The sequence below is a fragment of the Lentzea flava genome, assembly GCF_014648475.1.
Lineage (GTDB): Bacteria > Actinomycetota > Actinomycetes > Mycobacteriales > Pseudonocardiaceae > Lentzea > Lentzea flava.
This window is the reverse complement of record NZ_BMRE01000008.1, coordinates 60,944-68,971: the sequence shown is the minus strand read 5'-3', so window position 1 is coordinate 68,971 and position 8,028 is coordinate 60,944. Positions and strand designations below refer to the sequence as shown.

Below are 8,028 nucleotides of genomic sequence, written 5' to 3'. Positions count from 1 at the left end.
CAGCTACCCCCGGTGCGCCGTGATGCGGTCAGCCAGCTCGACGAGCGGCCGTTCGGCCAGCTCCGCCAGCGGGATCGACATCCCGAACTGCTCCTCGATCTCGAAGCGCAGGTTCATCAGGTTGATCGAGTCGACGCCCAGCTCGGGCAGGGCGCGCTCGCGGTCGAAGGTGCCGACGGCCTTGGGCTCGGCCAGTGCGACGAGCCGCTCCAGCACGGACGGCACGGGTACCTCGGGCAGAACCTCCCGGTGCACCACAACCGGAACAGGCTCCTCGACCACGTGCTCGCGGTCGGAAGCGCCGACGGCCTGCATGGGCACCTCGCGGTCGGTGAACCACAGCGGCCTGCTCAACAGTGCGGACGGCGGCACCGGCACTACCCGCTGCGCCCGTTCCCACTCGATCTCCAGCCCGTCCAGCCACAACCGCGCGAGCTGCTCGAGCCTGCCGTTGTGCCACAACCTCTGCAGGAACTCCCGCGTCTCCGGCGCGCCGGCCAGCGCGTGCGACCCGCGCGCCTCGCGCAGATCGCTGACCTGCGCGGCATTGAGCCGCTCCGCGAGTTCTTCGCGCGCGCCGGCCACCACCGCGATCCGGCAGGGCAACGCCGCCCGGCCGGTGCGCAGGGTGGCCGCGACCGCCGCCAGGTCGACCTCGTCGTTGCGCACCCAGTCGGCGATGCGGCGAGCCGAAGCCCGTGCGTGGTCCGGTGTCGGCCCGGAGACCACGAACAGCTGCGGTCCCGGCGGTTCCGCCACCACGTCCGGCCGGACGTACTCCTCGACGATCACGTGCGCGTTGACGCCACCCGCGCCGAACGAGCTGATGCCCGCCCTGCGCGGTCCGTCCGAAGGCCACGGCTCCGCGGCCTGCTGGAGCGCGAAGCGAGTGGACGCCAGGTCGAGGTTGGGATTGACCGGATCGGCGTGCAGGGTCGGGACGAGCGTGCGGTGTCGCAGTTGCAGCAACACCTTCGTCAGTGCCGCGATGCCCGCGGCCGACTCGCCGTGGCCGATCGCCGACTTCACCGAGCCGAGCGAGCAGCGCGGGCCGGTGCCGTAGGTCTGCGTCAGGCCGGCCAGTTCCACCGGGTCGCCGAGCTCGGTGCCCGTGCCGTGGGCTTCGACCACGGTGATCGTCGCGGGGTCGATGTCCGCGCTCTGCAACGCCTGCCGCAGCACACGGGCCTGGGCAGCAGGGCTCGGCGCGGTGTAGCCGTTGGTGCGGCCGCCGTGCGAGACCGCACTGCCGAGCACCACGCCGTGGATGACGTCACCGTCGGCGATGGCGTCCGCGAGAGGCTTCACCAGCACAGCGCCCGCGCCCTCGCCCGGCCCGAAACCGGCACCGCCCGCGCCGAAGCTGCGGCACCTGCCGTCCTCGGCGAGGAAACCGGACTGCCGCAGCATCCGGAACCGCGACGGGTGCAGGTACAGGTTCACGCCGCCGACCAGCGCCGCCGCGCACTCGCCGCGCCGGATGCTCTCGCACGCCTGGTGCAGCGCCACGAGCGACGACGAGCAGGCGGTGTCGACCGGCTGCGACGGGCCGTGCAGGTCGAACAGGTACGAGACCCGGTTCGCGAGGCTCCAGTAGTGACCGGTCGGCATCGTGCGGCTGCCGCGCGCCCACTCCTCGGCGCCGAGGAGCTGGTAGTCGCTGGACGTGATGCCGACGAACACGCCGACGCCGCGTCGTTGACCGTCCGGCGCCACGAGGTTGTTCAGCCGGTCACCCGCATAACCCGCGTCCTCCAACGCTTCCCACGCGACCTCCAGGAACAACCGTTCCTGCGGATCGATGAGCGCGGCGTCGTGCGCGGACAAGCCGAAGAACTCCGGGTCGAACCGGTCGATCCCGCTGAGGAAGTGCCCGCGCGCGTCGGACGGGCCGAACCGGTCGGCGGGCAGGTCGCCGACGGTGTCGACGCCGCCGATCAGGTTGCGCCAGAACGCGTCCAGGTCGGGCGCGCCCGGATACCGCCCGGCCAGCCCGACGATCGCGAAGCGGTCGTGGGCCTGCTCGGTCCTGGAGACCGGCGCCGGAGCCTCCGCCGGCGCGGACAGGTGCGCGACCAGCTCACCGAGATCCCGAACGCCGTAGATCACCTCGGGCCCGAGCGGCGCCACGTCCCTGCTGAGCTGCGCCACCACCGTGCGGATCATCAACGAGTCCAGCGCGAGCGACTCGATCGTCGTGCCCATCCCGAACTCGTGCGACGGCTTCCCGAGCGCGGCCACGAACGCGTCGATCACCTTCTGCGCCACCTCGGGCGCACGCACGACCGGACGCTCGGCAGGCCGCTCACCGATCAGGCCGTGCTCCCGCAGATGCGCACGCCACTTGTCCTTGTCCCCGTGGAACACCGACACCACAGGCCCGGTCTCGGACTCCGGCGCGGCCAGCAGCCGCTCCAGCGCGTCCAGCCCGAGCGGCACCGGCAGCGGAACCATCCCGACCTGCTGCTCGACGATCACCCGCACCGGCTCCGGCACCGACATCCCGCCGCCGGACCACAACGGCCAGTCGACGGACAGCGTCCGGCCCGACCGCTCGCCCCGCGAGACACGCGCGGACCGTTCGACGGCGAACCCGTCCAGGTAACCGTTGCCGAACGCGTAGTCGGTCTGTCCGAGGTTGCCGGTCAACGCCGCAACCGACGAGAACAACACGAAGAAGTCCAGCGGCAGGTCAGCGGTCGCCGCGTCCAGCGCCCGCACCCCGTCGACCTTCGGCGCGAGCACAGCGGCCAGGTCCTCTGGCTGCTTGCGGCCCAGGAACGCGTCCCGCACCACCCCGGCGGCGTGCAGCACACCGTGCAACGCGCCTTCGGTGTCCAACACCCCGCGCACCAACGCATCAACGTCCTTGCGAGAGGCCACATCGGCCTGCACGTAACGGATGCCGTCGCCGGGCGACGAGTGCGCAGACCGGCCGCAGACCACGACCTTGGCGCCGTACCGGTTCACGAGATGGTGAGCGAGCGCCAGCCCGATGCCGCCCATCCCACCGGTGATCAGGTACACGCCACCACGCCGGAAGCTCGATCCGTCCACAGAGGACAGGCTCAGCGGCTCAGCGGTCGTCACGCAGGAGGCCGAGATCGTGGCGCGCGGATTCTCCTGGCGCACCGACCGGACGAACGCCTCGGCACCCGCCACGAGCGCCGAGTCACCGGCCTCCACCACCACGGCGGAGCCTGCGGCCAACGCCGACCGCACCTCCAGGAACCCGTCGACGATCGCCTCGTGCGACGGCGAGTCGAACCGCACGACAACCCCGTCGCCGCTCGCGGCACCGACCGAGCGCACCGGGCGCCAGTAGTCCACCGACCCTTCGGGCCTGGCGACGTCGTGGCGGTCCTTGGCGAACGGATAACCGGGCAACGCGAGCCGCAGGTGCCGCTCGGGCGGATAGACCGAAGCCCAGTCGACGTCCTCCCCGCGCAGGTAGGCCTCAGCCAGCGCCACGAGGACCGGCGGCCCCGACAGCTCCGGCTCCCCCGCCAGCGCCACCAGCAACGCCGCCCGATCACGAACGATGAACGCGGCCCGGCACTCGTGATGCGTCCGTGCCACAGCGAGGGTGTGGGCGACGTCCGCGACGGAAGCCCCCGCTCCGGGCCCGGCCAGCCAACTCCGCAGCTCCCGCCGCGCGGCGACCAGCCCTTCCGGACGCTTCGCCGACAACGTGATCACCACAGGTCCGTCCGGTGTGGACGGACGGCGAGCAGGAGCCTGCTCGACCACGACGTGCGCGTTGGTCCCGCTGAACCCGAACGCGCTCACCGCCGCCCGGCGCGGCCGGGACACCGGCGCCAGCGTCGTCCGCTGCGAGGCCACCGCGAACGGCCCCTCGGCCAGCGGCACCGCAGGGTTGGGCTGGGCCTGGTGCAGCGTCGGCGGCACCTCACCGCTGTTCACGACCCCGATCGCCTTGACCAGCCCGGCCAGCCCCGCCGCGGCGGAGGTGTGCCCGACGTTGGTCTTCACCGACCCGATCGGCACGCTCCCGGCAGGCAGCCCGGCCGGTCCGAAGACCTCGTTCAACGCCCCGACCTCGATCGGGTCGCCCAACGGCGTTCCGGTGCCGTGGCACTCGACGTAGTCGACCGAAGCCGGCTCGATGCCGAACCGCTCATACGTCTCCGAGATCAGCGCGGCCTGCGACCGACCGCTAGGCGCCGTGATCCCGTTGGTGCGCCCGTCGGAGTTGATTCCGGTCGCGCGAATCACCGCGTGCACGGGGTCACCGTCGGCCAGGGCACGCGACAACGGCTTCAGCACCACGACCGCACAACCCTCACCGGGCACGATTCCGTCCGCACCGGCGTCGAACGCCCGCTCACGCCCGGTCGGCGACAGCATTCCCGCGCCGCTCATGAACACGTACGGCAGCTCGGTCAGGTAGAGCGTGACCCCGCCGGCGACCATCAGATCGGCCTCGCCCAGCCACAGCGACTGGCACGCCAGGTGCAGCGCCACCAACGACGACGAGCACGCGGTGTCGACGGTCGCCGTGGGTCCGCGCAGGTCCAGCTCGTAGGCCAGCCGGGCGGCGAGCATCGAGTTCGAGTTGCCCTGCATCACCTGTGGCAACCGGGAGTGCTCGCTGTCGCGTTCGATCCGGTTCAGGTAGTCGTTGAGCATCACGCCCGCGTAGACGCCACACCGTGCCCCGGCCAACGACTCCGGTGGCAGCCCCGCGTTCTCCAGGGCACGCCAGGACTCCTGGAGGAACAGCCGGGCCTGCGGGTCGGTCAGCTCGGCCTCGCGGGGCGTCATGCGGAAGAAGTCGGCGTCGAACGCGGTCGCGTCCTCGATGAACGCGCCCCACTTCGAGACGGTGCCACCGACCGCGGCGGGATCGGAGTTGTAGAAGCCGGTCCAGCGGTCGGCGGGCACCTCGGTGACGAGGTCGGTACCGTCGAGCAGCAGTTTCCAGAACTCGTCGGCGTTCTCGGCACCGGGGAAGCGTGCGGACAGGCCGATCACGGCGATCGGTTCGCGCACGGCGGCTGGTTCTGCGGCTGGTTCTGCGGCCGGTTCGCGCATCGCGGCCAGCCCCGCAGCGGGATCGCGCACGGCAGCCGGTTCACGCACCGCGGCTGGTTCCCCGGCCGGTCGGCGCACCGCAGCCGACCCCGCAGCCGGTCCACGCACCGCGGCAGGTTCCCCGACCCGCCCCTCGACCGATTCCTCGACCGTCTCAAGTGCCCGCAGCTGCGCCGACGCGGCCGCCAGGTCGAGCTCACCGGCGCCGACCCTCGTCAAGATCTCTCGTGCGTCCATGTTCCCTCGCGTCATCGGGCACCCCCGTAGGCAGCGGTGATCCGCTCGGTGACCTCGGGCAGGTGGAACGAGACGCTGTGCATCTCGACCTCCCTGGCGATCACCGGATCCGTGCGCTCGATCAGCGGCGCGGCCAGTTCCTTCTTCAGCAGCTCCAGCGATGCCCGCGGCGCCTGGGCGACGGTCGCCGCCAGCTCACGCGCGACGGCGGGCACGTCCGCGTGCCGCACCACCCGCGCGGGCACACCGCGCTCGCGCAGCTCGGCGCCCCGGTAGTTGCGGCCGCTGTACAGCATTTCCGTGCCGAGCACCGGCCCGAACTTGGCGGGCAGCAGGTGCGTGGCGCCCATCCCCGGTGTGAAGCCGTACCGCATGAAGTTCGCCGCGTAGACCGAACGCTCCGACAGCACCTGCATGTCCGCGTACAGCGCGAGCACCAGGCCGCCGCCGATCGCGTGTCCCTGCGCGGCCGCCACGACCGGCAGCGGGCAGCGGGCGAACACGCGGAAGAAGTCGTCGGTGTCGAACGTTCCCTTGCCCTGCGCGAAGTTCAGCAGCTCGTGCTGCGACCCGCCCGCGCAGAACAGTTCCGGCATGCCCTCGACGAGCAGCACGCGGGTGCGCGGGTCGGCGACCGCGCGGTCCACGGCGGACACCAGGCCGGACGACAGCTCCGGGCCGAACGTGTTGCGGCGAGCCTCGTCGGCCATCGTGACGACGGCGACCGGCCCCTCGAAGTCGAGCCCCACCACGCTCATGACGCCACCAGCGCGTTCTTCAGCCCCGACATCCGCTCACGGACGCCGGGAGCCGCGAGCCGGTCGAGGAACGCTCCGGCCGCCACCGCGCCGAGGTCCTCGGGCCAGCCGAAAACCGAGCTGCGGTACGACTTCAGGGCGCTCACCGTGCCCCGGTCGATCCGGCGCAGGCTCACCAGCAACGGCCGCAGCAACTGCTCGGCGCTGTCCCCGGACCGGTCGGCGAGACCGATCCGCACCGCCTCCGCGGCGTCGAACTCGGTGGCCAGCAACGTCGCCGTGAACGCCTGCTGCTCGCCCGTCCGCCGCGCCACGAACGGCAGCGCCATCGCGGGCACCAGCCCGAACAACGCCTCGGTCAGCCGGAACGTCGCCCGCGCACCAGCCAGCACGACGTCGCACGCCGCGGCCAGCCCGACACCGCCCGCCGTCGCCGCTCCGTCCACAAGGGACACCGTGACCAGCGAGCTGGAAGCGAGCCGCCGCAGCAACGTCCAGTACGGCAGCTCGTCCTCCCCGGCGTGGTCCTCGTGCGAGGCGGAGAGGTCCATGCCCGCGCAGAAGTCCTCACCCAGCGCGGAGATCACGAACACCCGGCAGTCGGGAGCGGCCTCGGCCGCCGTCAACGCGGCGGACAGCTCGCCCAGCAGCTCGTCGTCGATGGAGTTGCGGCGCGCGGGCCGGTCCAGGATCACCCGGACGTGCCCGCCACCGCGTTGCACGAGAGTCATCGCTGGTCACCGCCCAGCCACACGTACTCGCGGTGGTGGCCGCGGACGTCGGACAGCACCAGCCGCGACCGGTTCGCGAGCTGGGTCTTGACGATCTGCGGGAAGCGGTCGAGGTCGAAGGCGAAGTCGGGCGTGCCGAACTTCAGCTCGGCCGTGGCGACGAGCAGCTCGTCGTACTCCTCCATCGCCAGCTGGTAGCGGTCGGCCAGCGCGCCGCCGATGTTCATGGCGCGCACCGCCCGCTGCGACTCCGGCGAGACGACCACGCTGTAGAACTCGGAGGCGGCACCGGATCCGTAGGAGAACACGCCGACGCGCAGCTCGCGGTCGATGCGGGCGTTCGCGACGGTGCTGGCCAGCGCGAGGAACACCGTGCCCGCGTAGATGTTGCCGACCTCGCGCGGGAACATGATCGCCGGGCCGAGCCTGCGCGTGAAGTCGGCCTCCAGGTCCGCGGGTGACATCTTCTTCAAGCGGCGCAACACGGTCCGGTGCGCGCCCTTCACCATGCCGGGGAACGGCGTGTGCATCGCCAGCAGGTCGAACGAGTCGACGATGTCGGCGCCCTCGACCTTGCTCGCGTAGTCGGTGAAGGAGCCGCGCAGGCAGTCGATGTAGGTCAGCAGCGACAGGTCGACGTCACCGGCCTCGGCCTCCGGCGTCGGGCGGCACGTGTCCATCACCTCGTAGCTGTGGAAACCGTTGGCACCCCAGTCGAACTCGGCCACGACCGGCGTGTCGCTGATCAGCATCGCCATCGCGCCCGCGCCCTGGCTCGGCTCGACGTAGGTGTGCGGCACCGGGCGGGCCACGTCGCTGGAGATCACCAGCGCCTTGGTGCCCTCGCGCGGGCTCGCCGCCACGACCGAGGCCGCCATCTGCATCGCTGCCGTGCCGCTGTAGCAGGCCTGCTTGGTCTCGAAGAGCCGGCAGGCGCGGCTCAGGCCCAGGTGGTCGTGCACGTAGGTGGCGAGCGACTTGCCGAAGTCCACTCCGGACTCGGTGCCGACGATGAGCAGCTCGATGGACTCGCGTTCGGAGTCGGTCAGCGCGTCGACGATCGGTTTGGCCGCGTTGACCGCGAACGAGACCGCGTCCTCGCAGTGCAGCGCCACGCTCTTGCGGTTCATCATGAGGTTGTCGAGGCGGCTGGCGTCCAGGCCCCGCGCGTGGAACAGCGTGGGGACGTCGACGAACGTCTCGCCGCAGTAGGCGTTGATGGCCTCGATGCCGACCTGCTTCATGTT

The 8,028-nt window shown here is 71.6% G+C and carries 4 protein-coding genes; all 4 read right to left on the bottom strand.

Going from position 1 to position 8,028, the window contains the following annotated elements:
- Positions 1-3: 3 nt before the first annotated feature.
- From IEZ09_RS12760 to IEZ09_RS12745, 4 genes are read right to left on the bottom strand one after another with little or no spacing between them, the layout of a single operon-like run.
- Positions 4-5,307, bottom strand: a complete 5,304-nt coding sequence (locus tag IEZ09_RS12760; RefSeq protein WP_189253864.1) for an SDR family NAD(P)-dependent oxidoreductase — start codon at positions 5,305-5,307, stop codon at positions 4-6.
- A complete protein-coding gene (locus IEZ09_RS12755; protein ID WP_189253863.1) occupies positions 5,304-6,050 on the bottom strand; it encodes a polyketide synthase in 747 nt (248 codons plus the stop codon). Before IEZ09_RS12755 ends, IEZ09_RS12760 begins: the two co-directional genes overlap by 4 nt.
- Positions 6,047-6,781, bottom strand: coding sequence for an enoyl-CoA hydratase-related protein (locus IEZ09_RS12750; protein ID WP_189253862.1), 735 nt, complete (start codon positions 6,779-6,781; stop codon positions 6,047-6,049). Before IEZ09_RS12750 ends, IEZ09_RS12755 begins: the two co-directional genes overlap by 4 nt.
- Positions 6,778-8,025, bottom strand: a complete 1,248-nt coding sequence (locus IEZ09_RS12745) for a hydroxymethylglutaryl-CoA synthase family protein (RefSeq protein ID WP_189253861.1) — start codon at positions 8,023-8,025, stop codon at positions 6,778-6,780. The genes IEZ09_RS12750 and IEZ09_RS12745 overlap by 4 nt, the downstream gene beginning before the upstream one ends.
- Positions 8,026-8,028: the final 3 nt, after the last annotated feature.